Origin of the sequence: Micrococcus sp. KRD096 (genome assembly GCF_017168495.1) — a bacterium.
In the GTDB taxonomy this organism is placed as follows: Bacteria; Actinomycetota; Actinomycetes; order Actinomycetales; family Micrococcaceae; genus Micrococcus; species Micrococcus luteus.
Genome location: NZ_JABFAY010000020.1, coordinates 44921 through 70579, shown reverse-complemented (window position 1 = coordinate 70579; position 25659 = coordinate 44921). Strand labels below are relative to the sequence as shown.

General features: G+C 72.9%; 26 protein-coding genes. 17 read left to right on the top strand and 9 right to left on the bottom strand.

From position 1 onward, the window contains the following. The first annotated feature begins 80 nt into the window (after positions 1 to 80). Positions 81 to 602: an HPP family protein gene (locus J1M41_RS10465; protein ID WP_041102607.1), complete on the top strand. Its 522-nt coding sequence runs from the start codon at positions 81 to 83 to the stop codon at positions 600 to 602. 104 nt (positions 603 to 706) lie between these two features. Here the strand turns inward: J1M41_RS10465 and J1M41_RS10460 are convergent, their stop codons facing one another. After that, positions 707 to 1837 carry a histidinol-phosphate transaminase gene (locus J1M41_RS10460; RefSeq protein ID WP_206451699.1) on the bottom strand — a complete coding sequence of 377 codons (1131 nt, stop codon included), beginning with the start codon at positions 1835 to 1837 and terminating at the stop codon, positions 707 to 709. A 56-nt stretch (positions 1838 to 1893) separates the two neighbouring features. Then, positions 1894 to 2622: an IclR family transcriptional regulator gene (locus J1M41_RS10455; protein ID WP_020624880.1), complete on the bottom strand. Its 729-nt coding sequence runs from the start codon at positions 2620 to 2622 to the stop codon at positions 1894 to 1896. 199 nt (positions 2623 to 2821) lie between these two features. Here J1M41_RS10455 and J1M41_RS10450 point away from each other — a divergent pair, with 199 nt between their 5' ends. Further along, the gene (locus J1M41_RS10450) at positions 2822 to 4735 is read left to right on the top strand and encodes an FAD-binding monooxygenase (protein WP_206451698.1); all 1914 of its coding nucleotides are present in this window, start codon (positions 2822 to 2824) and stop codon (positions 4733 to 4735) included. Positions 4736 to 4769: 34 nt separating this feature from the next. On the opposite strand, the gene J1M41_RS10445 is transcribed toward J1M41_RS10450, so the two are convergent. Continuing rightward, the gene (locus J1M41_RS10445) at positions 4770 to 6311 is read right to left on the bottom strand and encodes a hypothetical protein (RefSeq protein ID WP_206451697.1); all 1542 of its coding nucleotides are present in this window, start codon (positions 6309 to 6311) and stop codon (positions 4770 to 4772) included. Continuing rightward, positions 6308 to 6745 carry a hypothetical protein gene (locus tag J1M41_RS10440; protein ID WP_182488628.1) on the bottom strand — a complete coding sequence of 146 codons (438 nt, stop codon included), beginning with the start codon at positions 6743 to 6745 and terminating at the stop codon, positions 6308 to 6310. The genes J1M41_RS10445 and J1M41_RS10440 overlap by 4 nt, the downstream gene beginning before the upstream one ends. Before the next feature lie 259 nt (positions 6746 to 7004). Here J1M41_RS10440 and paaA point away from each other — a divergent pair, with 259 nt between their 5' ends. The 12 genes from paaA (at position 7005) to J1M41_RS10380 (ending at position 17435) form a co-directional block, all read left to right on the top strand. Further along, a complete protein-coding gene (gene paaA / locus J1M41_RS10435; RefSeq protein WP_134377424.1) occupies positions 7005 to 8012 on the top strand; it encodes a 1,2-phenylacetyl-CoA epoxidase subunit PaaA in 1008 nt (335 codons plus the stop codon). Positions 8013 to 8015: 3 nt separating this feature from the next. Then, positions 8016 to 8318, top strand: coding sequence for a 1,2-phenylacetyl-CoA epoxidase subunit PaaB (paaB, locus tag J1M41_RS10430; protein ID WP_002857863.1), 303 nt, complete (start codon positions 8016 to 8018; stop codon positions 8316 to 8318). Then, positions 8315 to 9148 carry a 1,2-phenylacetyl-CoA epoxidase subunit PaaC gene (gene paaC, locus J1M41_RS10425; protein ID WP_206451696.1) on the top strand — a complete coding sequence of 278 codons (834 nt, stop codon included), beginning with the start codon at positions 8315 to 8317 and terminating at the stop codon, positions 9146 to 9148. Before paaB ends, paaC begins: the two co-directional genes overlap by 4 nt. Next, a complete protein-coding gene (gene paaD, locus J1M41_RS10420; RefSeq protein WP_336627758.1) occupies positions 9145 to 9654 on the top strand; it encodes a 1,2-phenylacetyl-CoA epoxidase subunit PaaD in 510 nt (169 codons plus the stop codon). Before paaC ends, paaD begins: the two co-directional genes overlap by 4 nt. Further along, a complete protein-coding gene (gene paaE / locus J1M41_RS10415) occupies positions 9654 to 10823 on the top strand; it encodes a 1,2-phenylacetyl-CoA epoxidase subunit PaaE (RefSeq protein WP_206451695.1) in 1170 nt (389 codons plus the stop codon). The genes paaD and paaE overlap by 1 nt, the downstream gene beginning before the upstream one ends. A gap of 31 nt (positions 10824 to 10854) precedes the next feature. Then, complete coding sequence (locus J1M41_RS10410; protein WP_206451694.1) at positions 10855 to 11640, top strand: enoyl-CoA hydratase/isomerase family protein; 786 nt, start codon at positions 10855 to 10857, stop codon at positions 11638 to 11640. A 231-nt stretch (positions 11641 to 11871) separates the two neighbouring features. Continuing rightward, positions 11872 to 13230 (top strand): MFS transporter, encoded by a 1359-nt coding sequence (locus tag J1M41_RS10405; protein WP_206451693.1) that lies wholly within the window; start codon positions 11872 to 11874, stop codon positions 13228 to 13230. A gap of 303 nt (positions 13231 to 13533) precedes the next feature. Beyond that, entirely contained in the window at positions 13534 to 14751 is a 1218-nt protein-coding gene (locus tag J1M41_RS10400; RefSeq protein WP_206451692.1) for a thiolase family protein, read from the top strand. Between the two features lie 4 nt (positions 14752 to 14755). Then, positions 14756 to 15541 carry an enoyl-CoA hydratase/isomerase family protein gene (locus J1M41_RS10395; protein WP_206451691.1) on the top strand — a complete coding sequence of 262 codons (786 nt, stop codon included), beginning with the start codon at positions 14756 to 14758 and terminating at the stop codon, positions 15539 to 15541. 8 nt (positions 15542 to 15549) lie between these two features. Continuing rightward, positions 15550 to 16437, top strand: a complete 888-nt coding sequence (locus tag J1M41_RS10390) for a 3-hydroxyacyl-CoA dehydrogenase family protein (protein WP_206451690.1) — start codon at positions 15550 to 15552, stop codon at positions 16435 to 16437. Between the two features lie 120 nt (positions 16438 to 16557). Beyond that, positions 16558 to 16941, top strand: a complete 384-nt coding sequence (locus J1M41_RS10385; protein WP_098094217.1) for an MmcQ/YjbR family DNA-binding protein — start codon at positions 16558 to 16560, stop codon at positions 16939 to 16941. After that, positions 16941 to 17435 (top strand): SRPBCC family protein, encoded by a 495-nt coding sequence (locus J1M41_RS10380; protein WP_036383434.1) that lies wholly within the window; start codon positions 16941 to 16943, stop codon positions 17433 to 17435. Before J1M41_RS10385 ends, J1M41_RS10380 begins: the two co-directional genes overlap by 1 nt. Before the next feature lie 23 nt (positions 17436 to 17458). On the opposite strand, the gene panD is transcribed toward J1M41_RS10380, so the two are convergent. Beyond that, the gene (gene panD, locus J1M41_RS10375) at positions 17459 to 17896 is read right to left on the bottom strand and encodes an aspartate 1-decarboxylase (RefSeq protein ID WP_036383436.1); all 438 of its coding nucleotides are present in this window, start codon (positions 17894 to 17896) and stop codon (positions 17459 to 17461) included. A gap of 183 nt (positions 17897 to 18079) precedes the next feature. After that, positions 18080 to 19072 carry a DUF559 domain-containing protein gene (locus J1M41_RS10370; RefSeq protein ID WP_206451689.1) on the bottom strand — a complete coding sequence of 331 codons (993 nt, stop codon included), beginning with the start codon at positions 19070 to 19072 and terminating at the stop codon, positions 18080 to 18082. A gap of 306 nt (positions 19073 to 19378) precedes the next feature. Between J1M41_RS10370 and paaZ the strand changes: the two genes are divergently transcribed. Continuing rightward, complete coding sequence (gene paaZ, locus J1M41_RS10365; protein ID WP_206451688.1) at positions 19379 to 21499, top strand: phenylacetic acid degradation bifunctional protein PaaZ; 2121 nt, start codon at positions 19379 to 19381, stop codon at positions 21497 to 21499. A gap of 138 nt (positions 21500 to 21637) precedes the next feature. Beyond that, positions 21638 to 22570 (top strand): 3-hydroxyacyl-CoA dehydrogenase, encoded by a 933-nt coding sequence (locus J1M41_RS10360; RefSeq protein WP_070708800.1) that lies wholly within the window; start codon positions 21638 to 21640, stop codon positions 22568 to 22570. 91 nt (positions 22571 to 22661) lie between these two features. On the opposite strand, the gene J1M41_RS12115 is transcribed toward J1M41_RS10360, so the two are convergent. Beyond that, positions 22662 to 22904, bottom strand: coding sequence for a hypothetical protein (locus J1M41_RS12115; protein WP_241247932.1), 243 nt, complete (start codon positions 22902 to 22904; stop codon positions 22662 to 22664). 37 nt (positions 22905 to 22941) lie between these two features. Between J1M41_RS12115 and J1M41_RS10355 the strand changes: the two genes are divergently transcribed. Then, a complete protein-coding gene (locus J1M41_RS10355) occupies positions 22942 to 23634 on the top strand; it encodes a hypothetical protein (RefSeq protein ID WP_241247931.1) in 693 nt (230 codons plus the stop codon). Between the two features lie 19 nt (positions 23635 to 23653). On the opposite strand, the gene J1M41_RS10350 is transcribed toward J1M41_RS10355, so the two are convergent. Together J1M41_RS10350 and J1M41_RS10345 are read right to left on the bottom strand one after the other, a co-directional pair. Beyond that, a complete protein-coding gene (locus J1M41_RS10350) occupies positions 23654 to 24265 on the bottom strand; it encodes a TetR/AcrR family transcriptional regulator (protein ID WP_145951406.1) in 612 nt (203 codons plus the stop codon). Between the two features lie 88 nt (positions 24266 to 24353). Continuing rightward, a partial coding sequence (locus J1M41_RS10345) for an AMP-binding protein (protein WP_206451687.1) occupies positions 24354 to 25659 on the bottom strand: 1306 nt, incomplete at its 5' end.

The following is a 25659-nucleotide window of genomic DNA, read 5'->3' as shown; positions in this document are numbered from 1 at the left end:
CCCCCGGACCCCGCCCGCGGCCTACCCTGGAGGAGCCCGACCCGGGCCGCGACCGAGTCACGAGGAGATGAGACGAGCGCATGACCCGCCTGCCCGGTCTGCGTCCCCCGCGGTTCCTGGACCCGTGGCGTCGCCCGCTGGCCCCCCGTCTGCCCTGGCACGTGGTCCTCGCGGCCTCGATCGCGGGGGCACTGACCATCGCCACCCTCAGCCTCGGCGAGGACCTGGCCTCCGTGCCGCTGCTGGTGGGCGCCTTCGGCTCGTCCTGCGTGCTCGTGTTCCTCGTGCCGCACGGCCCGCACTCCCACCCTGCCAACGTGCTCGTGGGGCACGTGGTCTCGGCCGCATGCGGGATCGCCGTGATCTCCGTGCTGCCCCTGGCCTGGTACTCGCTCGCGGCCGGCATGGGCCTGGCGATGGCCGTCATGGCCGGGCTTCGCGTGATCCACGCCCCCGCGGGCGCCACCGCGCTGACGGTCATGCTGAGCAACGCGGACTGGCACTACCTGGTCACCCCGGTGCTCGCCGGGGCGCTGGTCCTCACCGCGTGCGCGCTGCTGTACCGCCGCCTGATGTGGCGGGTGATCGGGCCGCCGGGGTGAGCCCACGCCGGGCCAGGGCCGCCACGGTCAACGCCGGATGCTCCGCGTCGAACGCGGAGAGGACCCGGATCAGCCGGTCCAGCGTACTGCTCACGCCGGCCCGCTCACGTCAGGAAGTCGCGCGCGACCTCGAGGAAGCGGTCGTTGGCCTCCTGCTCGCCGATGCTCACGCGCACGCCCTCGCCCGCGAACGCCCGGACGGACAGGGCCCGGGCCTGGGCGGCCTCGGCGAACGCCTGCGTGCGCTCGCCGAGCGGCAGCCACACGAAGTTGGCCTGCGAGGCGGGCAGGTCCCAGCCGGCCTCGGCCAGGGCGGCGGCGACGCGCTCGCGCTCGTCGACGACGATCTGCACGCGCTCGAGGACCTCGTCCAGGTGCTCGAGCGAGGCGATCGCGGCCTCCTCGGCCACCGTGGACACCGCGAACGGGGTGGCCACGGTGCGCAGGGCCTTGGTGATCTCCGGCTGCGAGACCGAGTAGCCCACGCGCAGGTTGGCCAGGCCGTGCGCCTTCGAGAAGGTGCGCAGCACGACGACGTTCGCGTGCTTGCGGTACATCTCCAGACCCTTGACCGCGTCCTCGTCGCGGACGAACTCCACGTACGCCTCGTCGATGACCACGAGGATGTGCGCGGGCACGCGCGCCAGGAAGTCCTCGACCTCGGCGGTCGTGAGCACGGGGCCGGTCGGGTTGTTGGGGGTGCAGAGCAGGATCACGCGGGTCCGCTCCGTGATCGCCTCCAGCATGGCCGGCAGGTCGTGGCGGTGGTCCGCGGTGAGCGGCACCTGCACGTCCACGGCGCCGGCGGTGCGGACCACGATCGGGTAGGCCTCGAAGGAGCGCCACGCGAAGATCACCTCGTCGCCCTCCCCGGCCTCGCCGTGGCCGGCGAAGGCGGTGATGACCTGGGCCAGGGCGCCGAGGGAGCCGGCACCCGTCACGACGTCGTCCGCCGGGACGTCCAGGTGCGCGGCCAGGGCCTGGCGCAGGCCGGTGGAGAGGGTGTCCGGGTAGCGGCAGAGGGTGCTGGGCGCGCCCTCCGGGCCGGTCACGACCTGACGCACCCGGTCGATCACGCCGGACACGGGCGCGTAGGGGTTCTCGTTCGAGGAGAGCTTGTAGGGGTGCAGGCCCGGGACGGCGACCGGCGGCTTGCCGGCGGCGTACGGCGGCAGCATGCCGACCTTCTTGTGGGGCGCGACCACGGCGGGCGTCTGCTGTGCGTCATCAGTCATGGCCACCAGGGTAATGCGGGCCGCGGACGCCGTGAGCGGCACCACGGGACCCGGGCTCAGGCTGCGCCGAAGGCGACGGCGACGGCCCGGGCCGCCTCACCGAGCCGGTCCCCGAGGCGCGCCGGGTCCTCCGGCCGCGTCGCGTAGACCACGGCGAGGGCGGCGGGCAGCTGGCCCGGGACCCGCAGCGGCACGGCCACCGAGGAGACGCCGGTGATGACCTCGTCGGAGCTGACGGCCCAGCCGCGCTCCCGCACGTCGTCGAGCTCGGGTCGCTCGGGCGGGGCCTCGCCGGGCAGCCGCGCCCACTCCTGTCCGGTCAGGGCGACGGCGATCGCCATCCCCGGCGCACCGACCCCGAGGGGGTGCCGGGTCCCCGGCCGCTGCGTGACGAGGTTGCCGCTGGGCGGCTCGGCCGTGGCCAGGGTGAGGCAGTGGGCCCCGTCCCACACCACCAGGAACGCGGTCATGCCCAGGTCGGTGGAGACGGCGGTCAGGTGCGGCATGGCCGCCGCGCGCAGATCCTGCTCCACCCGGCGGGCGAGGACGGCCAGGCCGGGGGCGGCGTGGACGCGGCCGAGGCCGTCGCGGCGCAGCAGGCCGTGGGCCTCGAAGGTGCGCAGCATGCGGTAGGCGACCGAGCGATGGACGCCCAGGCCGTCGGCGAGGTCGGCGATAGTGGGCGGCTCGGGCGCCTCCACGACGGTCTCGAGCAGGGTGAGCGCGCGGGAGAGCGTCTGGGAGGGTGCGCCCTCCCGGACCGGGCCGCCGTCGTGCTCCGCCATCTGTGCTCCTCGCCTCGCGTGCCGGACGTGACGCGCCCGGGGCGTGGTCGGTTCACGCGCCGGTTGTGAACCCGGTCACGTCCGCGTACAGTCTGGCACACATGTGTTCCCAGGGAGAACACCGTGTTCTTTGAGAGAACACGCCGTCGGGTGGCACGCGCACCGCGCCGCGACATCCCCCCGCAGCGAAAGGACCCCCATGCTCTTCCACCACCACGGCTATGTCTCCACGAACCCGCGCGTCCAGGTGGCGGCCGGCATCGGCCTGGACCGCCCCGCCGAGCTGCCGGACGAGATGGACGTGCTGATCGTCGGCTCGGGCCCGGCCGGCATGATCGCCGCCGCCCAGCTCGCGATGTTCCCGGACGTCCACACCCGCATCATCGAGCGCCGCCCCCACCGCCTCGAGATCGGCCAGGCGGACGGCATCCAGGCCCGCTCCGTGGAGACCTTCCAGGCCTTCGGCTTCGCGAGCGAGATCATCGACGAGGCCTTCGACCTGACCTCCATGGCGTTCTGGAACCCGGCCGAGGACGACGCGGACACGATCGTGCGCACCTCGCTGGCCGAGGACGACCCGGAGGGCGTCTCCGAGTTCCCGCACCTGATCGTGAACCAGGCCCGCATCCTGGACTGGTTCGCCGAGTACATGAAGAACTCCCCCACCCGTGCGCGGCCGGACTACGGCTGGGCGTTCGAGACCCTCGAGGACACGAACGACGGCGAGCACCCCGTGCTCGTGACCCTGCGCCGCACCGTGGACGCCCAGGGCAACGCCCTCGAGGACCCCGCCTCGGGACCGACCCGCCAGGTGCGCGCCAAGTACGTGGTGGGCGCGGACGGCGCGGGCTCTCGCGTCCGCAAGGCGATCGGCCACACCCTGACCGGCGACGCCGCGAACCACGCATGGGGCGTCATGGACGCGCTGGCCGACACGGACTTCCCGGACATCCGCACCAAGTGCGCGATCCACTCGTCCAGCGGCTCGATCCTCCTGATCCCCCGCGAGGGCGGCCACCTGTTCCGCATGTATGTGGACCTCGGCGAGGTCCCGGCGGACGACAACCACCAGGTGCGTCAGACCCCGCTCGAGGAGATCATCCGCCGGGCCCAGCAGATCCTGCGCCCCTACACGCTGGACGTGAAGGAGGTCGCCTGGCATTCGGTGTACGAGGTGGGCCACCGCCTCACCTCGGGCTTCGACAACCGCGAGCGCGTGGCCCACCCCAACGTGTTCCTGCTCGGCGACGCCTGCCACACCCACTCCGCGAAGGCCGGCCAGGGCATGAACGTGTCCATGCAGGACGGCTGGAACCTCGGCTGGAAGCTGGGCCAGGTGCTCTCCGGGATGGCCCCGGTCGAGCTCGTGCCGACCTACTCGGAGGAGCGCAAGGAGATCGCCAAGAACCTGATCGACTTCGACAAGGAGTGGTCGACGCTCATGGCCAAGCCCACCTCCGAGCTGGGCGACCCGAACGAGGTGGCCGAGTTCTACACGAAGACCGCCGAGTTCCCGGCCGGCTTCATGACGGAGTACCAGCCCTCCCTCCTCACCACGGACGCCACCGGCCAGGCCCTGGCGCAGGGCTACCCCATCGGCAAGCGCTTCAAGTCGGCGCTGGTGGAACGCTCGTGCGACACCAACGTCAAGCACCTGGGACACCTGCACCGGGCGGACGGCCGCTGGCGCGTCTACGTGTTCGCCGACGCCGCCTCCCCGCGCGCCGAGGATTCGAAGGTCGCGGCGTGGGCGAAGGCGATCGTGGAGGATCCGCGGTCCTTCCGCAACCGCCACACCCCGTCGGACGGGCCGGAGGACGCCCGCTTCGACATCAAGGTCGTGTACCAGCAGAAGCAGACCGAGTTCGCCCACCCGGACGTGCCGTCGATCTTCCGCCCGACCACCGGCTCCCTCGGCCTGCACGACCTGAACAACATCTTCGCCACGTGCCGGCCCACGCACGGCGAGGACATCTTCGAGGCCCGCGGCATCAGCCGTGACGGCGCCGTCGTCGTGGTCCGCCCGGACCAGTACGTCTCCGGCGTCTTCGGCCTGGACGAGGTCGACCGCCTGAACGCGTTCTTCGCGGGCGTGCTGCTCGACGCGAACTGAGCGGGCGGCGGCGGGCGCCCCGCCGCCGGCGCGCTCACCGGGTTCCCGGGGGCAGGTGGTCCCGCTCGGGCGGCGTGCGGCGCAGGCGCACCGCCCGGCTCGAGGCCACGGTGCCGGCGGTCAGCCCGGCCAACGCGGCGGAGAGCCCGGCGACCTCCGCCCGGGACGCGGGCTCGGCGGCCTCGAACTGCCGGATCAGGTCCACCTGGGCGTCGAAGTCGTGGGCGGCGCCCAGGTCGTCCTCGACCGCCAGCGGAGAGGCGGTCCGGAAGCCACCCCCGGGCGCATCCCATCCGTGGCCGGCCGGGTGGAAGACCACCTCGGCCCGGCGCGACGAGACGGGGGTGGGCGCCCCGTCCGCGGCGACGGCCAGGTCCCCGTCCGAGGAGAACTCCAGCACCGCGGTCCGCCCGGTCTCCACCGCGTTGCCCGACGGCGCCGCGATCGTCATGACGCCGGCCACCGGATACACGGACGTGAAGTCCTCACGACCGGCCAGGTTGACGGCGTGCACCCCGCCCTGGGAGTAGCCGGCCAGGACGAGCGGGGCGCCGTGCGGGACGCCGGCCGCCTCGAGCGCCGCCCGCACCGCCGGGGCCGTGACCTCGGACTCGGAGCCGAGGGCGTCCAGCAGCCCGCCGGCGTCCCACGGGTCGGTCGACTCGGGATCCGGGATCAGGCCGCCGCGGGTGCCCGGCAGGCCCACCACCCAGGCGCGGCTCCCGTTCTCTCGCACCACCTCCGTGACCGTGAGGTCCCCGTCCCCCTCCTCGCGCGGGATGAGAGAGGCCAGCCCCGTGGCCGAGCCGTCCAGCAGGGCGGGCGCCGTCGGCCGGTCCTGCGACGCCCCGTGCGGGGTCACCGCACCCCGGGGCGCCGCTCCGGCGAGGGTCAGGGCGTCCGCCGCCACGGTCCACGCCTCGTCCGGGGAGACCCGCAGCGCCTCGGTGAGGTCCGACGCGGCATCCGTCCCCTTCTTCGCCGCGGAGGAGACGGGCCGCTTCAGCACGCGCTTCTGCGCCCTCGTCAGCATCTTCACGTCGATCCGTGCCAGGGCCGCGAGCAGGGGGAACCCGGTGGCCGCGAGCGCGGCGGACACGATGGCCTCGGGCACCGCCTGGACGAGGTCCTGCACGAGCCGCTCCGCCTCGCGGGTGGTGAGCCCGTCATGGCCGTCCCGCCAGAGCAGCGCCGGCAGCTCCTCCAGGGAGGCGTCCTCGGCGGCCATGATGCCGGCCGCCGCGCGCTCGGCCTCCTCGTAGCGGGCCGCCGCGGAGAGCAGGTCACGGTGCAGCTCGGCGCACTGCTCCGACAGGCTCCGCACCCGACCGACCGCCTCCGCCAGCCGGTCCTGCAGCAGGGCGGCGGAGGCGAGCCACGCGGCCGACCGGCCCAGCCCGAAGGCGGCCGCGTCGACCTGCCACGAGGCTCCGGCCGCCTCGTCGGCGGCGTGCTCATGCCGCCCGGCCACGACGCGCATCTCCTCGGCCTCCGCGTAGATCGAGCCCGGGCCGCCGTGCGTGCTGAAGGCCACCGCCCCCGGGCCCGCACGGCCCGCACCCCGCCCGCCGGTCACGCCGCCACCGCCAGCGAGCGCAGGACGGCCAGCGCCGTCTCCTCGGCCGCCCGCTGCCGGGCCTCCGCGTTCCGGCGTGCGTCCTCCGCCTCCCGCTCGGCGGTGGCCCGCAGGGCGAGCCACTCCCCGGCCTCCCGTTCGAGCTCCGCCGCCAGGGTCGCCGCGCGCCGGACGGCCTCCCCATAGGCGCCGGCGGCCTCCCCGCGCCATGCCGAGTGCATCGCCGAGCGCACGTCCGTGGCGGCGCTGACCAGCCCGCCCAGCGCCGAGCGCAGCTGCGTCTGGGCCGCGGCGAGGTCGGCGAGGGCCTGCTCGGCGGCCTCCCGCTCGCGCCGGGCGGGGTCGGCCCACGCGGCCAGGCGGGCGGCGTCGTCGTCGAGTCCGACGGCCCGCAGGGCCGTGGCGATCTGCTGAGGTCCGATGAGGGGTGACATGCGGCCACCGTAGGGAGGGCCCGGGCCCCGCGACCGCGGCGCGGGACGATCCGGGGATGGGGAACGCCGTCGGGACGCCTGTGCAGGAGCCAACCCTCCCGCACCGTCCCGACGGCCGCATCGCACCCGGGTCGCGCCGGCTCCGGCGTGTTGACCGAGGTCACACCCTGGCCTATCCTGAACGAGCGGTCAGTAATTCGATGCGCCCCGGCGTGCCCTGACCACGGAACCAGCCCGCACTCAGCGTGAGGTGATCCCCATGACGCAGACCAGCTCCCCCCAGCACCTGGCCTCCGTCCCGTCCCCCGAGGATGCGGCCGGCCAGGAGAACTTCGATCGCCTGATCGCGGAGGACTCGCGCATCGAGCCCCGCGACTGGATGCCCGAGGCGTACCGCAAGTCCCTGACCCGCCAGGTCTCCCAGCACGCGCACTCCGAGATCATCGGCATGCAGCCGGAGGCCAACTGGATCACCCGCGCCCCCTCCCTGAAGCGCAAGGCGATCCTCATGGCCAAGGTCCAGGACGAGGCCGGCCACGGCCTGTACCTGTACTCCGCCGCCGAGACCCTCGGCACCCCGCGGGACGAGCTGAACGAGCAGCTGCTCTCCGGCCGCGCGAAGTACTCCTCGATCTTCAACTACCCGGCCCGCACCTGGGCGGACATGGGCGCGATCGGCTGGCTCGTCGACGGCGCCGCGATCTGCAACCAGGTGCCGCTGTGCCGCGCCTCCTACGGCCCGTACGGCCGCGCGATGGTGCGCATCTGCAAGGAGGAGTCGTTCCACCAGCGCCAGGGCTGGGAGATCCTCTACGAGCTCTCGCACGGCACCCCGGAGCAGAAGCAGATGGCCCAGGACGCCGTGGACCGCTTCTACGGCCCGGCCCTGCAGATGTTCGGCCCGCCGGACGAGGACTCCCCCAACTCCCGCCAGTCCATGGCCTGGAAGGTCAAGCGTTTCTCCAACGACGACCTGCGCCAGCGCTTCGTGGACATGATCGTCCCGCAGGCCGAGGCCCTCGGCCTCACCCTGCCGGACCCGGACCTGAAGTGGAACGAGGAGCGCGGCCACTACGACTTCGGCGAGCTGGACTGGGACGAGTTCATGTCCGTGATCAAGGGCAACGGCCCCATGAACACCCAGCGCATGGCCCGCCGCATCCAGGCCCACGAGGAGGGCGCCTGGGTCCGCGAGGCCGCCGACGCCTACGCCCGCCGCCAGGCCGAGCAGAACGCGCCGGCCGAGACCCACCTGATCGGAGCCTGACCCATGAGCGAGACCACCGCCGCCTCCCACGCCTGGCCCCTGTGGGAGGTCTTCGTCCGCGCCAACCGCGGCCTCTCCCACGTGCACGCCGGCTCGCTGCACGCCCCGGACGCCACCCTGGCGCTGCGCAACGCGCGCGACCTGTACACCCGCCGCAACGAGGGCACCTCCGTGTGGGTCGTCCCGGCCGAGGCCATCGCGGCCTCCGACCCGGACTCCAAGGGCGGCTTCTTCGAGTCCCCGCAGGGCAAGTCCTACCGTCACGCCACCTACTACCAGCAGTCCGAGGGGGTGCCGCACCTGTGAGCTTCGCGACCAACGACTCCGCCACGAAGCACTCCGCGGGCGTGGCCATCACCGCGGAGGAGATCGCGGCCGGCGAGCAGAAGGCGAGCGACGACGTCGCCCGCTACGCCCTCGCCCTCGGTGACGACGCCCTGATGCTCGGCCAGCGCCTGTCCTGGTGGATCTCGCGCGCCCCGGAGCTCGAGGAGGACATCGCCCTGGGCAACATCGCCCTGGACCTCGTGGGCCACGCCCGCTTCCTCCTCTCCTACGCCGGCACGGCGTGGGGCAAGACCGAGGACGAGCTCGCGTACTTCCGCGACGAGGAGGAGTTCCGCTCCGTCCGCCTCGTGGAGGCCGAGAACGGCGACTTCGCCAAGACCATCGCCCGCCAGCTGTACTACTCGTTCTACTCGTACGAGCTGTACACCCGCCTGCGCGAGTCCACGGACCCCACGCTCGCCGCCATCGCGGACAAGGCCCTCAAGGAGGTCCTGTACCACCAGGACCACGCCGCCCTGTGGCTGCAGCGCCTGGGCCTGGGCACCGAGGAGTCGAAGCGCCGCATGCAGCGCGGCCTGGACGAGCTGTGGCCCTACGTGGCCGAGCTCTTCCACGACGACGACGTCGTCCGCGCCCTCGCCGAGCAGGGCGTCGCCGTGCTGCCGTCCTCGCTGGAGGAGCCCACGATGACCCGCGTCCGCGCGGCCATCGAGGAGGCCGGCCTGACCGTGCCGACGACGGGCACCGCCCGCGGCGGCGACCGCTCCGGCGCCATGAGCGAGTACCGCGGGTACATCCTCGCGGAGATGCAGTCCCTGGCGCGCCGTCACCCGGGAGCGACCTGGTGACCACCGCCAGCGAGCTGCGCCCCGCCGATCCCGCCGACGCGCGGGTCTGGGATGCGGCCTCCACCGTGCACGACCCGGAGATCCCCGTGCTGTCCATCGCGGACCTCGGGATTCTCCGGGAGGCACGGGTCGAGGGCGAGAGGGCCGTCGTCGTCATCACGCCCACCTATTCCGGCTGCCCCGCCATGGACACCATCACCGCGGACGTCACCCGCGCGCTCGGGCGCGCCGGGTTCCCCGACGCCGAGGTGCGCCTGGTGCTCCAGCCGGCGTGGACCACGGACTGGATGACGGACGAGGGCAAGGCCAAGCTCAACGAGTACGGCATCGCCCCGCCCGTCGCGCGCGCCACGGACGGCCCGATCAGGATCGGCATGGCCGTGAAGTGCCCGCGCTGCCACTCCCTGAACACCCGCGAGATCACCCGCTTCGGCTCCACCTCCTGCAAGGCCCTCTACACCTGCCGGGAGTGCCTCGAGCCCTTCGACTACTTCAAGGTGCACTGATGACCGAGACCACCGACGCCCCCACCACCGGCAAGCGCCGCGCCACGTTCAACACCCTCGAGGTGTCCGAGCTGCGCCGCCTGACCGACGACGCCGTGGAGGTCACCTTCGCGGTGCCCGAGGAGCTCGCCGACGACTACGACTACGTGCCGGGCCAGTACGTGGCCCTGCGCAAGGAGCTCGACGGCGCCGAGGTGCGCCGGTCCTACTCGATCTGCGCCGTCCCGAAGCGCGGTGAGATCCGCGTGGCCGTGAAGAAGGACATCGGCGGCACGTTCTCCACATGGGCCAACGAGAGCCTCGAGGTCGGCGAGAGGATCGACGTGATGAACCCGCAGGGTGCGTTCACGTCCCGCACGCACGTCACCTCCCTCAACGACGCCCAGAAGGTGGCCGCGGAGAAGGTCGCGGAGAACAAGGACACGCACCTGGTCGCGTTCGCGGCCGGCTCGGGCATCACCCCGATCATGGCGATCGCCAAGGCCGTGCTCGCGGCCTCCGAGTCCTCGCGCTTCGACCTGGTCTACGCGAACCGCTCCGCCATGGACGTGATGTTCGCCGAGGAGATCGGCGACCTCAAGGACAAGTACCCGGCCCGGTTCACGGTGCACCACGTGCTCTCCCGCGAGCAGCGCGTGTCCCCGCTGCTCTCCGGCCGCATCGACGAGGACAAGCTCACCACCCTCCTGGACCGCGTGATCGACGTGCAGGGCACCGACGAGTGGTTCCTCTGCGGCCCGTTCGAGCTCGTGCAGCTCACCCGTGAGACGCTCGCCGCCCGCGGTGTGTCCGAGGACGACGTGCGCTTCGAGCTGTTCACCACCGGCCGCCCGGAGAACCCGCAGGGCCACTCCGGCCGTGTGGTGGAGGTGGACCCGAAGGGCGACAACGTGACCATCGAGTTCAACCTCGACGGCCTCACCGCCAAGGTCGAGTCCCCCAAGTCCGCCCACGAGACCGTCCTCAACGCGGCGCTGCGCGTCCGCTCGGACGTGCCCTTCGCGTGCGCCGGCGGCGTGTGCGGCACCTGCCGCGCCAAGGTCGTCGACGGCGCGTACGAGATGGACGAGAACTACGCGCTCGAGAAGGACGAGGTGGAGAAGGGCTACGTGCTCACGTGCCAGACCCGCCCGACCTCCGACTCGATCACGCTGGACTTCGACGCCTGAGCGCCCGCCCACGAGACCGAAGGAGCCCCCGATGATCGAGATCACCGTCGAGAACGGCGTCGCCGAGATCGTGCTGGACGCCCCCCAGAGGATGAACGCCCTGGACGAGGCCGCGCTGGCCGAACTGCAGGCCGCCTACGAGCGGGCCGCCGCCGGCGTCGAGTCCGGCGAGGTCCGGGCCGTGCTGCTGCGCGGCGAGGGCCGCGGGTTCTGCGCGGGCCGCGACATCTCCGCCGTGGTCCCGGCCGAGGACGACGCCACCGCCTACCTGCGGGACAGGGTCACCCCGGTGCTGCGGGCCATGTCCGAGATCCCGGTGCCCACCTTCGCGGCGGTGCAGGGCGCCTGCCTGGGCGTGGGCCTGGGCCTCGCGATCGCCACGGACGTGGTGTACGTGGCCGAGGACGCGAAGATCGGCTCGCCGTTCGCGAACCTCGGGGCCACCCTGGACTCGGGCGGCCACTGGCTGTTCACCGAGCGCCTGGGCGCGCACCGCACCCTGGACCTGATCTACACGGCCGAGCTCCTCTCGGGCGCCGAGGCCGTCCAGGCCGGGCTGTTCTCCCGGGCCCTGCCCGCGGACGAGCTGCTCGAGTTCACCCGTGCCAAGGTCGCCCAGGTGGCCTCCGGCGCGACCCTCGCGTTCCGCGCGTCGAAGGAGCTCGTGGCCCAGGTCCGCGACCGGCGCGTGGGCCTGTGGGAGTCCCTCGACGCGGAGAACATCGCCCAGGGCGAGCTCTGCGGCACCGCCGACTACGCCGAGGGCTTCCAGGCCTTCCAGGAGAAGCGGAAGCCGGACTTCACCGGTCGCGGCTGAGCCGCCGCACCCCGCCACCGACGACGGCGCCGCACCCTTCGCACGAGGGGCGCAGCGCCGTCGTCGTCCCGGCCCGGCCGCGTCACAATCCCGTCATCAGCCCGGACCGTGGCGTGAGTCACAGAGGATCGTATACGGTGACGGGTGTCACTTCCCGACCGATCGGTCGGGAACCACACCGTCCCGCCGCCGTCTCACGGTCGGCCGCCGCCCCGCATCCCAGGAGCACCCATGAGCCACACCGTCGCATCCCCCGCGGCGCCCGCCCCCGCGCGCGATCGCCGCGAGGAGCGCAAGGTCATCGCCGGCACCGTCGTCGGCACCACCATCGAGTGGTACGACTTCTTCATCTTCGCCCAGGCCACCGCCCTGGTCTTCGCCGCCCTCTTCTTCCAGCCGATGGGCGAGAACGGCTCCCAGATCGCCGCGTGGGTCACCCTCGGCATCTCCTTCCTCGTCCGCCCGCTCGGCGCGATCGTCGCCGGCCACCTCGGCGACCGCTTCGGCCGCAAGCTCGTCCTGTCCCTCACGCTGATCGGCATGGGCCTGGCCACCACCCTCATCGGCCTGCTGCCCACCTACGCCCAGATCGGCGTGTGGGCCCCGATCCTGCTCGTCGCGCTGCGCCTGCTGCAGGGCCTGTCCGCCGGCGGCGAGTGGGGCGGCGCGGCGCTGCTGGCCGTGGAGCACGCCCCCCACGGCAAGCGCGGCCTGTTCGGCTCCGCCCCGCAGGTCGGCGTGCCGCTGGGCATGATCCTGGCCACCGGCGTGCTGTTCATCGTGCGTTCCACCATGTCCGAGGAGCAGTTCCTCACCTGGGGCTGGCGCATCCCGTTCCTGATCTCCGTGGTGCTGATCGTCGTCGGCTACCTGATCCGCAAGGCCGTCGAGGAGTCCCCGGTCTTCAAGGAGATGCAGCAGCTCAAGGCGGACGAGTCCGCCCCGCTGGGCGAGCTCTTCCGGCACCACACCAAGGAGGTCATCCTCGCCGCAGTGATCTTCGCCGCGAACAACGGCGTCGGCTACCTGCTCATCGCGTGGTTCTCGAAGTACGGCGGTCCGAAGGGCCTGGGCATGACCTCCTCCGAGGTGCTCATCGCGAGCCTCATCGGCGGCGTCGGCTGGTTCATCTTCACCCTGCTCGGCGGCTGGGTCTCGGACAAGATCGGCCGCAAGCTGACCTTCGTCCTCGGCTACGGGTTCCTGATCGTCTGGGCCTTCCCGCTGTTCGGGCTGCTCAACACCGCGTCTCTGCCGCTGTTCTCGCTGGGCCTGTTCGTCCTGACCCTCGGCCTGGGTCCGTCCTACGGTCCGCAGTCGGCGATGTACGCCGAGATGTTCCCGGCCCGCGTCCGCTTCTCCGGCGTCTCCATCGGCTACGCGCTCGGCACCATCATCGGCGGCGCCTTCGCCCCGCTGCTCGCCGACCAGCTCGTGAAGACCGGCTGGGAGAACGTGGCCTGGTACATCATCGTGATCTCCGCGATCTCGCTCATCGCCGTCCTGTTCGTCCCCAAGGGCATCCAGGACCGCGAGCTGCACGACGAGCAGGTCGTCGCCACCCGCTCCCACCCGGTGGTCCCGGCCTGATCCGGCCCGTCTGACGGGCTCCGCCCGTCCCCACCCCACGACGACGGCGCGTCCTCCTCCGGAAGGGCGCGCCGTCGTCGTGCGGTGCGCGGGCCTGACCGGCGCCGAGGCCCGCAGACACGCCGCTATCTCGGGGACGAAACGGCGCGTCTGCGGGCTTTGGCGCGGGCGCGCCCCTGGCCCGTCACGCCCACCCCCGCAGTTGACCCCCGTCACACCGGCCCGGGATACTGAACCTGAACGCACGGTCGGTAATTCGCCGCACCCGCGCCCGCCCCGTCGTCGGTCACTCAAGGAGTCTCCATGTCCGCACAGTCCCAGGCCCTCCTCGTCGGCGGTCGCCGCACGCCCGTCGGCAAGTACGGCGGCGCCCTCTCCTCCGTCCGCCCCGACGACCTCGCCGCCCTGACCGTCAAGGCCGTGGTCGAGGACGCCGGCATCGACCCGTCGGTCGTGGACGACGTCATCCTCGGCAACGCCAACGGCGCGGGCGAGGAGAACCGCAACGTCGCCCGCATGGCCTGGCTGCTGGCCGGCTTCCCGGACACCGTCCCAGGCATCACCGTGAACCGCCTCTGCGCATCCGGCATGTCCGCGATCGGCATCGCCACCGCGATGGTGCGCTCCGGGATGGCCGACGTCGTCGTGGCCGGAGGCGTCGAGTCGATGTCCCGCGCCCCCTGGGTGATGGAGAAGCCGACGACGGCGTTCGCCAAGCCCGGTGCGGCCTTCGACACCTCGATCGGCTGGCGCTTCGTGAACCCGCGCTTCGCGGACGGCGAGTTCGGGGAGAAGTTCACCTTCTCCATGCCGGAGACCGCCGAGGAGGTCGGCGAGGTGGACGGCATCACCCGCGAGGACGCCGACGCCTTCGCCGCCCGCTCACACGAGCGTGCGCTGGCCGCCATCGAGGCCGGCCGCTTCGCGGACGAGATCGTGCCCATCGTCGTCACCGGCCGCAAGGGCGCCGAGACGGTCGTGGACACGGACGAGGGCCCCCGCCCCGGCTCCACCCCCGAGGTGCTCGCCGGCCTGCGCCCGATCATCAAGAAGGACGGCGTGGTCACCGCCGGCAACTCCTCCTCCCTCAACGACGGCGCCTCGGCGATCCTCGTCGTCTCCGAGCGGGCCGCGCAGAAGTACGGCCTGACCCCGCGGGCCCGCGTCGTGGAGTCCACCTCGGCGGGCCTGGCCCCCGAGATCATGGGCCTGGGCCCCGTCCCGGCCACCGAGAAGGCCCTCGAGCGCTCCGGCTGGTCCGTGGCGGACCTGGGCGCCGTCGAGCTCAACGAGGCCTTCGCCACCCAGTCCCTGGCCTCGATGCGGCGCCTCGGCCTGGACCCGGAGACCGTCAACGCCGACGGCGGCGCGATCGCCCTGGGCCATCCGCTGGGCTCCTCGGGCTCGCGCCTCGTGGTCACGCTGCTCGGCCGGATGGAGCGCGAGGGCGCGGACAAGGGCCTGGCCACGATGTGCGTGGGCGTGGGCCAGGGCTCCGCGATGCTCGTCGAGAAGGTCTGAGCGCATGGCCGACTTCAGCCACTTCACGGCGCTGCGCGTCGAGGAGCGCGAGGACCGCGTCCACGCGCGCATGGACCGCCCGGGCGTGCGCAACGCGATCGACCAGACGATGGTCGACGAGTTCCACGAGCTCTGCGCCCATCTCGAACGCGAGCCGAAGATCCTGATCATCTCGGGCACCCAGGTGGAGTCGAAGCGCGAGCCGGGGAGGTTCTCCGGCATCTTCGCCTCCGGCGCGGACATCGGACAGCTGCGCGAGCGCCGACGCGACGACGCCCTGCGCGGCGTGAACTCGCAGGTCTTCGACCGCATCCACCGGCTGCCCATGCCCGTGATCGCCGCGATCGACGGCTTCGCCCTCGGCGGCGGCGCGGAACTGGCCTACGCGGCCGACTTCCGCATCGCCACCCCGGCGCTGAAGATGGGCCAGCCCGAGACGAGTCTGGGGATCACGGCCGCTGCGGGCGCCCAGTGGCGGCTCAAGGAACTGGTGGGTGAGCCGGTGGCCCTCGAGCTGCTGCTCGCCGGACGGATCCTGGACGCGCAGGAGGCCCTCGAGCTCAAGCTCGTCACCGAGCTGCACGAGCCGGACGCCCTCCTCGACGCCGCCGACGCCCTCGCCGACCGCATCGCGCAGCAGGACCCGCTGGCGGTGCGGCTGTCCAAGCGCGTCTTCCACCTCCCGCGCGAGGCCCACCCCCACGTGGACGAGATCGCGCAGGCCATCCTGTTCGAGTCCGAGGCCAAGTTCGAGCGCATGCAGGCGTTCCTGGACCGCAAGAAGAAGTGAGGAATGACATGACCGATCAGCATCACACTCCTGACACCGCTCCGTCCTCCGTGCCCGCCGTCGTCGGCGTCCTCGGTGGTGGCCGGATGGGCGGCGGGATCGCCCACGCGTTCCTCGTCTCCGGCTCGTCCGAGGTGGTCGTGGTCGAGCGCGACCCGCAGTCGGCCCAGGCCGCTAGGGAGCGCATCGAGGCCGACCTGGCCGCCTCCCTCGAGCGCGGCAAGATCGACGGCGACCTGGACGAGTGGGCGCAGCGCCTGACCGTCTCCGTGGACCGCGCCGACTTCGCCCGCTGCGACCTCGTGGTCGAGGCCGTGTTCGAGGACATGCAGGTGAAGATCGAGGCGCTCACCGACGTCGAGGCCCACCTGCGCGAGGACGCCTGGCTGGCCAGCAACACCTCCTCCCTGTCCATCGACGAGATCGCCACGCATCTGCAGCGCCCCGAGCGCTTCTGCGGCCTGCACTACTTCAACCCGGTGCCCGCCTCGAAGCTCGTGGAGGTCGTGATCGGCGAGCAGACCGGTGCGGAGCTCCAGGCCCTGTCCACCGAGTGGGTCCGCGGGCTCGGCAAGACCCCCGTCGTCGTCAAGAACGCCCCGGGCTTCGCCTCGTCGCGCCTGGGCGTGGCGATCGCGCTCGAGGCCATCCGCATGGTCGAGGAGGGCGTGGCCTCCCCCGAGGACATCGACGCCGCCATGGTGCTGGGATACAAGTTCCCGGTCGGCCCGCTGGCCCTGACCGACATCGTGGGCCTGGACGTGCGCCTGGGCATCGCGGAGTACCTCGAGTCCCAGCTGGGTGAGCGCTTCGCCCCGCCGCAGCTCATGCGAGACATGGTGGCCCGCGGCGAGCTCGGCCGGAAGTCCGGCAAGGGCTTCTTCGACTACCGCTGAGCCCCCGGGGCGAGCGCTTTCGAACGTGAGATAGGCCCTATCTCCCGTTCGAAAGCGCCCATTCCCCCGATATCACGTTCGAAAGTGCGGGGGCGGGGCGGCGCGGCTAACGTGACTGGCATGGACGAGCCCACGCTGCTGCGCGTCGCCCGCGACCGCGCCCTCGAGCTGCCGGGCAGCGCCGCGTCGCACCCCTTCGGCCCGGACACCGAGGTCATGAAGGTGCAGGGGAAGCTGTTCGCGGTGTTCATCGACCACGACGGGCGCCGCCTCGTGAACGTCAAGGCCCGCCCGGAGGACGGCGCCCAGCTGCGCGCGGCCCTGCCCGCGGCGATCACGCCCGGCTATCACATGGACAAGCGGCACTGGCTCAGCCTGGCCGCGCACCCGGACCTCGACGAGCAGCTCGTCCGGGACCTCGTCACGGAGTCGTACCTGCTGGTCGTCGCGAAGCTCCCCCGCACCCGGCGCCCCGTGGACCCCGAGATCTTCGGCCGGGTCTGATGTCGGTCGACCGCCCCTTCCGCTTCACCCACCGCTGGGCCGTCCCCGCGGACGCCCGGTCCGTGCTGGCCCTGCTCGCCGACCCGGCCGGCTACCCACGCTGGTGGCCGGCCGTCCCGCGCGTCCGTCGCCTGGGCCCCGACCGCGCCGCCGTCCGGCTGCGCGGGTTCGTGCCGGTGCGTCTGACGATGGAGCGTCTCATCGACGACCGCGCCCGCGGCCTTCTGGTTGCGCACCTGAGCGGGGACCTGACGGGCACCGTGCGGGTCACCGTGCACGACGACGGCGCCCCGGCCGGACACGCGCCGCGCTGCATCGTGGCGTGGGAGCAGGAGGTGGTGCTGACCTCGCCGTGGATGCGCGCCGTGGCCCGCGTGCCGGGCGCCCGCACCGCGATGGGCCTCAGCCACGCGGCCGCGATGCGCTCCGCGCGTCGGGCGCTCGGGGCGAAGGCCGTGCCGACCGCTGATCCCGCTCGAAGGGCTCGTCCATGACGGCCCGGCGCCCTCGGGCCGGCTCAGACCTCGGCCTGGGCCTCGTTCCACTCGCGGGACAGCGGCGGGCGGGAGAGGCCGTCGAGGAGACCGTCGGCGGGGTCGACGCCGAGCTCGACGATCCTGTTGTCCGCGTCCACGTGGACGACCTTGGGCTGGAAGTTGCGAGCCTCGTCGTCGTCCATCTGCCCGTAGGCGATGAGGATGACGATGTCCCCCGGATGCACCAGGTGGGCGGCGGCGCCGTTGATGCCGAGCACGCCGGAGCCCCGCTCGCCCGCGATGGTGTAGGTCTCCAGTCGCGCGCCGTTGGTGACGTCCACGATGGACACGAGCTCGCCGGGGAGGATGTCCGCGGCGTCCAGCAGGTCCTGGTCCACGGTCACGGAGCCCACGTAGTGCAGGTCCGCCTGGGTCACGGTGGCCCGGTGGATCTTGGCGTGGAACATGGTGCGCAGCATGCGGCAGAACTCTCCGGATGAGGGGGTGGGTCGGGTCCGAGAGGACCGGTGCTCGATTCTACGCCGGTCCGGAGACGAGGGGCAGGGGCCGACGCCGGCCCGAGGCTCCCGCCCCTCTCGTCGAGGCCCGCAGACACGCCGCTACGTCCTGGCGGTAGCGGCGCGTCTGCGGGCCTGGGCGGGTCAGATCCACGACGGCGGCACTCGGCCCGGCGGCGTCCGCGCGGCCACCAGGCCGCGCAGCTGACGCACGAACAGCTCCCAGTGCCCCGGCCGGAACACGTCGGCGGTCACCCGGATCACCTCCCACCCCTCCGCGCGCAGGGCCGCGTCCCGCTCGCGGTCCTCACGCCACTGCCGGCGATCCGTGCGGTGCTGATCGCCGTCGTACTCGACCGCCACCTTGGCCTCCGCCCACACCAGATCCACGCGGAGCCGCTGTCCCGTGGCGAGGCGGATGCACGGGTTCACCGCGGGCTCGGGGACGCCGTCCAGGACGAGCCGCGCCCGCAGTCGGCTCTCCTGCGGCGAGTCGGCCCCGGGACGCACGAGCTCCAGCGCCTCCCGGGCCGCACGGATCCCGCGCACCCGTCCGCGTTCCTCGACGGCGGCGCGCAGCTCGGCCACGTCCGTCACCCCGGGAGGCAGCCGACGGCGGCGGGCCTCCGTCGGGGCGGTCCGAACCATGCTGTCCCCCAGCGCGACGAGATGGTCGAGCGGCCCGGCGTGCGCGGCGAGGTCCACGAAGATCCACCCCGGCGCGGTCACGCGCACCCCGTCCACGATCCGCACCGGGGCGTCGGCGCGGAGGCGGTGTGAGCGGATCCCGGCCCGGCTCGACGCGGTGCCGTGGCCGCGCGGGGTCGCGACGTGCACGGACCGGTCGGCGGCGAGCGGCCCGGTCAGCCACAGGCCGAGCACCCTGGCGGCCGTGACGTGGCTGAACACGCCCTCGGGGTGCAGATCCTGCAGTGCCCGCACATGGTCCATGGGGTCCGGTTCGACGCCGCGCCGGCCCCAGAGCCCCCAGCCGAGGGAGACCACGTCCCCGCGCCGCAGCCGGGCCGCGCGCACCCCCGCCTCGCGCGCGGCCGGGGTCGAGAACACCGTCGGAGCGCGGAGGAGGCCGTCCAGTCCGCAGCGCATCGGAGGCAGGGGCGCGGGCGAGCGGGGCATGGGCCGAGCGTGCCCGATCCGGGCGCGCCGCCGTCGTCGTCCGCCGGGATCTGTGGACGACGCCCCGCCGAGGCCCGCAGACACGCCGCCACGTCCTGGCCATAGCGGCGCGTCTGCGGGCCTCAGCGCCACGGCTCGGCCGGCGAAGCCCTCTCCACGACGACGGCGTCACCCGCCCGGCTCCCCCTCCCGCGTGATGCACGTCTCGGCTAGGGTGAGGACCAATAACCGACCGATCGGTCGGTGAGGACCAATAACCGACCGATCGGTCGGGACTCGTCCGCGCCCCCGACACCAGGAGACCCCGTGACCGTCACCGCCCCCTCCCTCCCGGAGATCCTCCCCAGCTACGTCGCCGGCAGCTGGTGGACGCCGTCGCACCCGTCCAAGGTCACCGACGTGACGGACGCGAACACCGGCGCGCGCCTGACCGGCGTCTCCACCGACGGCCTCGACACGGCCGCCGCCATCGAGCACGCCCGCACCGTCGGCCAGCAGGCCCTGGGCGCGCTGACCATCCACGAGCGCGCCCTCAAGCTCAAGGAGCTCGCGCTCTTTCTGAACTCCCGCGTCCAGGAGCTCTACGACGTCTCCTTCGCCACCGGCGCCACGCAGCGCGACCACGCCTTCGACGTCGACGGCGGCATCGGCACCCTCTTCACGTTCTCCGGCAAGGGCCGCCGCGAGCTACCGAACTCCACCGTGATCATCGACGGCGACGTGGAGCCCCTCTCCCGCGATGGCTCCTTCATCGGCGAGCACATCTACCAGCGCATCCCGGGCGTGGCCGTGCAGATCAACGCGTTCAACTTCCCCGTGTGGGGCATGCTGGAGAAGTTCGCCCCGGCCTTCGTCGCCGGCGTGCCCACCGTGGTCAAGCCGGCCACCCCCACCGGCTACGTCACGCAGAAGTGCGTCGAGCTGATGCTCGAGTCCGGCGTGCTGCCCGAGGGCTCGATCCAGCTGATCTCCGGTTCCGCCCGCGACCTGCTGGACCACCTGGACTACCGCGACCACGTCGCGTTCACCGGCTCCGCCGCCACCGCGGCCACGCTGAAGAAGCACCCGAACGTGCAGGAGGGCGGCGTCCGCTTCACCGCGGAGACCGACTCCCTCAACGCCGCCATCCTCGGCCCGGACGCGGACCCGGAGTCCCCCGAGTTCGAGGCGTTCGTGAAGGTCGTCTTCCAGGAGATGACGGTCAAGGCCGGCCAGAAGTGTACGGCCATCCGCCGGGTGATCGTCCCGCAGGACCGGGTCGAGGCCGTGACCGCCGCCCTCACCGAGCGCCTGGCCGCGAAGGTCGTCCTGGGCGACCCGCGCGTCGAGGGCACCACCATGGGCGCCCTGGCCTCGAAGGAGCAGCAGAGCGAGGTCCGCGGCGCGGTGCAGCGCCTGGTCGACGCCGGCGGTCAGGTCCGCCTCGGCGGCCCCGAGGGCTCGACCGGCGACGCCGACGCCGAGTCCGGCGCGTTCTTCGCCCCCACGGTGCTCACCTTCGAGGACGCACGCACCCCCGAGGTGCACAGCGTCGAGGCGTTCGGCCCGGTCACCTCGGTGATCGGCTACACGGACGTGGCCGACGCCGTGGCCCTGGCCGCCCTGGGCTCGGGATCGCTCGTGGCCACGGTCGCCACGAACGACGGTGAGACCGCCCGCGCGTTCGCCGCCGGGATCGGCGCCCACCACGGCCGCGTGCACGTCCTGAACCGCCAGACCGCCACGACCACCACCGGTCACGGCGCCCCCGTGCCGGTGCTGATCCACGGCGGCCCCGGCCGCGCCGGCGGCGGCGAGGAGCTCGGTGGTGTCCGCGCCGTCAAGCACTACATGCAGCGCACGGCGATCCAGGGCTCCCCGGACATGCTCACCGCCATCACCGGCGTGTGGCATCCGGGCGCCGCAGCCCACACGGTGACGCGCGAGGACGTGGAGGCCGGCACGGCCGTGCACCCGTTCTACAAGTCCCTGGCCGAGCTGACGGTGGGCGACCAGTTCGCCTCCGGCCTGCGCACCGTCACCCTGGAGGACATCACCGCCTTTGCGGAGGAGACCGGGGACAGGTTCTACGCCCACACGAACGAGGAGGCCGCCATGGCCAACCCGTTCTTCCCGCGCCGCGTGGCCCACGGCTACCTGCTGGTCTCGTGGGCCGCGGGGCTGTTCGTGGCCCCGGATCCGGGCCCGGTGCTGGCCAACTACGGCCTGGAGAACCTGCGCTTCATCACGCCGGTGACCTACGACGACGCCATCCGCGTGACCCTGACCGCCAAGCGCATCACCCCGCGCGTGAGCGACGAGTACGGCGAGGTGGCCTGGGACTGCCGGATCCACAACCAGAAGGACGAGCTCTGCGCTCAGTACGACGTGCTGACGCTCGTGGCCAAGACCTGGCCGATGGCCCCGTCCGAGACCTCCCAGGGCTGAGCCTCCCCGCCCCGACGGGCCGTCCCGTGCGCCCGCTGCGCACCGGGCGGCCCGTCGTCGCCCCCGGGAACAAGGAGCGTGCCCGGGGCGTTCACCTGTACGTCCCATTCGGACCGCGAGAGAAGAAGGTCGACACACATGTCCGAGTTCACCCGTTTCGAGCAGGTCGCCGTGCTGGGCACCGGCGTGCTGGGTTCGCAGATCATCATGCAGGCGGCGTACCACGGCAAGAAGGTGATGGCCTACGACGCCGTCCCCGCCGCCCTCGAGGGGATCGAGCGCCGCTGGGCGTGGATCCGCCAGGGCTACGAAGCAGACCTCGGGGAGGGCTACGACCCGCAGCGCTTCGACGAGGCCATCGCCCGCATCACGCCGACCTCGGACCTCGGCGAGGCCCTGGCGGATGCGGACATCGTGGTCGAGGCCGTCCCGGAGAACCTGGAGCTCAAGCGCAAGGTGTGGGCCCAGGTGGGCGAGCTCGCCCCCGCCACGACCCTGTTCGCCACGAACACCTCCTCCCTGCTGCCCTCGGACTTCGCCGACGCCAGCGGCCATCCGGAGCGCTTCCTGGCCCTGCACTACGCCAACCGCATCTGGGCGCAGAACACCGCCGAGGTCATGGGCACCGCCGCCACCTCGCCGGAGGCCGTCGCGGGAGCCCTGCAGTTCGCCGAGGAGACCGGCATGGTCCCCGTGCACGTGCGCAAGGAGATCCCGGGCTACTTCCTCAACTCCCTGCTCATCCCGTGGCTGCAGGCCGGCTCCAAGCTGTACATGCACGGAGTGGGCAACCCGGCGGACATCGACCGCACCTGGCGCGTGGCCACCGGCAACGAGCGCGGCCCGTTCCAGACCTATGACATCGTGGGCTTCCACGTGGCCGCCAACGTCTCCCGCAACACGGGCGTCGACTGGCAGCTCGGCTTCGCTGAGCTGCTCGAGAAGAGCATCGCCGAGGGCCACAGCGGCGTGGCCGACGGCCAGGGGTTCTACCGCTACGGGCCGGACGGGGAGAACCTCGGCCCGGTGGAGGACTGGAACCTGGGCGACAAGGACACCCCGCTCGGCTGACCTCCTCCGCTGACGGATCAGGGGCCGTCCGGTGCGCACCACGCATCGGGCGTCCCCGTTGCGTGCCCCCGCCGCTTCCTTGTGGCATCCGTCACAGCGCACGTAGAGTCGGGCCATGACGACCTCCCGACTCCCCCTGCTCGGCGCCCTCGCCGTGGGCGCGCTCGCCCTCGCCGGGTGCGCGGGCGGCGGCGGCGCGGAGCCCTCCTCCCCCGCCCCCTCGTCGGCGTCGTCCACGACCGTCGGCGTCGTCCACGACGACGGCGGCCTCGTCCGCCCCCACGTCGCCCGCGGCCAGCAGCTCCACGGAGAGCACGGGCGCGGCGGAGAGCACGGCCGGCGCCTCCGCCTCGGGCAGCCTGTCCCTCGAGATGCCCCCCGCGCTGGACGGGCAGCGGACCCTGGCCGTGCAGGCCGCCGTCCAACGGGCCGCGGGGCCGGGGTCCGAGGTGGGGCTGAGCGCCGCCTCGCCGCTGGAGCGGCAGACGGAGCTGCGCCAGCGGGCCGCCGGCCTGGAGCAGGCGGTCGACGCCGGTGCGAGCCCGGCTTCCACCCGCAGCGCGGAACAGCAGGCCTGCCTGGACGCCACCCGCTCCGATCTGGAGCGGGACGCCGAGGCCGGGGCGGCGGACCTGGGGCTCACGGCCCAGCCGGAGACGGCCGCCACGACCGGCGGCGGGCCCACCACGACACCGGCGCCCTCCTTCACGGCGTCCCCCGACGCCGAGGTCACTCCGCTCGGCGTGCGCGTCACCGTGTACCCCACGGAGGAGGCCGCCCGCGCCGCCCTGGAGGACGCCCGAGCGGCGGCGCAGGCCTGCACCGGGGTGGACCTGGCCGGGCTCGACGTGGAGAGCGTGACGCGGACCGAGCACGAGGGCGGCACCGCGTACACGGCGCTCCCGGCCCCCGGGGGGTCCGTCTACTCCCACCTCACTGCCGTGCAGGACGGCGCCCGCACCGTGGCCGTGGCCCAGGCCGACGCGGACGGCGGGGTGCCCGCGGACGCGGAGGACCGCGCGGCCTCGATCGTGGCCGACGTGCTCGCCGCGCTCGACGGCTAGGGCTGAGGACAGCGGGCCCTCAGCCCCGCAGGCCCCCGAGCACCACGCCCGTGACGGCGTCGATCATCTGGTCCGGTCCCTGCTGGCCGGGAACGCCGCGATCCGGCCGGTACCAGTCGACGATCGAGTTGATCATGCCCAGCGCGAGGCGGGCGAGGTTGCGCGGGGTCACGTCGGAGCGCACCGCACCCGCGGCCTGGGCGGCCTCGAGCAGGTCGCCCAGACGCCGGGTGATCTCGCGTCGGCGCTCGACGGCGGCCACCTCGACCGCCGAGTTCCCGCGCAGGCGCAGCAGCAGGGTCACCTCGGGCTGCTTCTCCGCCAGCACCCCGAGCGTGCCGCGGATGGCCGCCTCGACCTGCGCGCCGGCGTCGGCCCCGCTGGCCACCACATCGTCCAGGCACGCCTCGAGGGCGTCGAGCGCCTCCGTCACCGCGTGGTCGAGGATCGCCTCCTTGGACTCCACGTGGTGGTAGATCGCGGACTTGGAGATGCCCAGGTGGGCGGCGAGCATGCCCATGGACGTCGCCTCGTAGCCGTGCCGGTTGAAGAGCTCGACGCACTCGGCCAGCAGCGTCTGCCGGTCATAGCCGGGCCGGCCGCGGCGCGGGGTGGGGCTGCTCTGGGGCACCTTCAGGGGCGGGCGGACGCCGACGACGACGGCGCACCGGCCCACTCTACCGGGCACGCCGGCGTGGGGTTCGGCCGCGGGGTCGGGATCAGGCCTGGTCGCGCAGGTCGTAGATCCGCTTGAGCTTGCCGGAGGAGCGGGCCAGGGACTCCGGCTCCACCACGTTGATCACGCACGAGGAGCCGATCTTCGTCTTGATCTCCATGCGCAGGTGCGCGGCGCAGGCCTGGGCCTCCTCGAGGGTCGCATGATCGCGGCGCTCGATGTTCACGGCCATCTGGTCCATGCGGTCCGGGCGCGTGATCTCGAGGGTGAAGTGCGGCGACAGGGCCGGCTCCTTGAGGGCCAGCTCCTCGATCTGCGACGGGAACAGGTTCACGCCGCGCAGGATGATCATGTCGTCCGAGCGGCCGGTGATGCGACCCATGCGGCGGTGGCCCGGGTGCGTGGTGCCCGGCAGCAGGCGGGTGAGGTCGTGGGTGCGGTACCGGATGATCGGCAGCGCCTGCTTGGTGAGCGAGGTGAAGACGAGCTCGCCGTGGCGGCCGGTCTCGAGGACCTCGTCCGTGAGCGGGTCGATGATCTCGGGGCGGAAGTGGTCCTCCCAGATGTGGGAGCCGTCCTTGGTGGCCGCGGACTCGCCGGCCACGCCCGGGCCCATGACCTCGGAGAGGCCGTAGATGTCCAGGGCGTCGAGGTCGAAGGTCTGCTCGATCTCGCGGCGCATCTCCTCGGTCCACGGCTCGGCGCCGAGGATCGCGACCTCGAGGGAGGACTCGCGGGGGTCCAGACCGAGCTTCTTGAAGCCGTCCGCGATGGTCAGCAGGTAGGTGGGCGTGGAGAGGATGGCGCGCGGTTGGAAGTCGGTGATCAGCTGCACCTGCTTCTCCGTCTGCCCGCCGGACATCGGGATCACGGCCGCGCCGATGCGCTCGGCGCCGTAGTGGGCGCCGAGGCCGCCGGTGAACAGGCCGTAGCCGTACGCGTTGTGCACGCGGTCACCGGGGCGGATGCCGCCGGCGCGGAAGCAGCGGGCGACGAGGGTGGCCCACGTGGCCAGGTCGTCGTCGGTGTAGCCGACCACGGTGGGCTGGCCGGTGGTGCCGGAGGAGGCGTGGATGCGACGCAGCTCGGGGCCCGTGGCGGCGAACGCGCCGAACGGGTAGCTCTTCCGCAGGAACTCCTTGTCCGTGTACGGGAACTTGGCGAGGTCCCCGAGCTCCGTGAAGTCCGAGGGGTGGACGCCGTGCGCGTCGAAGTGCTCCCGGTACGCGGGCACGTTCTCGTAGGCGTGGTGCAGGGTCCAGCGGAGGCGTTCGAACTGGAGCGCCTCGATCTGGTCCCGGCTCATCGTCTCCTCGGGGTCCGGGGCCCCGCGGTCGGCGGGGGCGGGC

Coding starts and splice junctions, on each gene's coding strand:
- panD (WP_036383436.1), bottom strand. CDS start 17,896: ATGCTGCGCACCATGTTCCACGCCAAGATCCACCGGGCCACCGTGACC.
- J1M41_RS10355 (WP_241247931.1), top strand. CDS start 22,942: ATGCCCCCCGCGCTGGACGGGCAGCGGACCCTGGCCGTGCAGGCCGCC.
- J1M41_RS10455 (WP_020624880.1), bottom strand. CDS start 2,622: ATGGCGGAGCACGACGGCGGCCCGGTCCGGGAGGGCGCACCCTCCCAG.
- J1M41_RS10360 (WP_070708800.1), top strand. CDS start 21,638: ATGTCCGAGTTCACCCGTTTCGAGCAGGTCGCCGTGCTGGGCACCGGC.
- paaE (WP_206451695.1), top strand. CDS start 9,654: ATGACCGAGACCACCGACGCCCCCACCACCGGCAAGCGCCGCGCCACG.
- J1M41_RS10465 (WP_041102607.1), top strand. CDS start 81: ATGACCCGCCTGCCCGGTCTGCGTCCCCCGCGGTTCCTGGACCCGTGG.
- paaB (WP_002857863.1), top strand. CDS start 8,016: ATGAGCGAGACCACCGCCGCCTCCCACGCCTGGCCCCTGTGGGAGGTC.
- J1M41_RS10450 (WP_206451698.1), top strand. CDS start 2,822: ATGCTCTTCCACCACCACGGCTATGTCTCCACGAACCCGCGCGTCCAG.
- J1M41_RS10440 (WP_182488628.1), bottom strand. CDS start 6,745: ATGTCACCCCTCATCGGACCTCAGCAGATCGCCACGGCCCTGCGGGCC.
- J1M41_RS10400 (WP_206451692.1), top strand. CDS start 13,534: ATGTCCGCACAGTCCCAGGCCCTCCTCGTCGGCGGTCGCCGCACGCCC.
- J1M41_RS10390 (WP_206451690.1), top strand. CDS start 15,550: ATGACCGATCAGCATCACACTCCTGACACCGCTCCGTCCTCCGTGCCC.
- J1M41_RS10405 (WP_206451693.1), top strand. CDS start 11,872: ATGAGCCACACCGTCGCATCCCCCGCGGCGCCCGCCCCCGCGCGCGAT.
- paaA (WP_134377424.1), top strand. CDS start 7,005: ATGACGCAGACCAGCTCCCCCCAGCACCTGGCCTCCGTCCCGTCCCCC.
- J1M41_RS10410 (WP_206451694.1), top strand. CDS start 10,855: ATGATCGAGATCACCGTCGAGAACGGCGTCGCCGAGATCGTGCTGGAC.
- J1M41_RS10460 (WP_206451699.1), bottom strand. CDS start 1,837: ATGACTGATGACGCACAGCAGACGCCCGCCGTGGTCGCGCCCCACAAG.
- J1M41_RS10370 (WP_206451689.1), bottom strand. CDS start 19,072: ATGCCCCGCTCGCCCGCGCCCCTGCCTCCGATGCGCTGCGGACTGGAC.
- J1M41_RS10380 (WP_036383434.1), top strand. CDS start 16,941: ATGTCGGTCGACCGCCCCTTCCGCTTCACCCACCGCTGGGCCGTCCCC.
- J1M41_RS10395 (WP_206451691.1), top strand. CDS start 14,756: ATGGCCGACTTCAGCCACTTCACGGCGCTGCGCGTCGAGGAGCGCGAG.
- J1M41_RS10385 (WP_098094217.1), top strand. CDS start 16,558: ATGGACGAGCCCACGCTGCTGCGCGTCGCCCGCGACCGCGCCCTCGAG.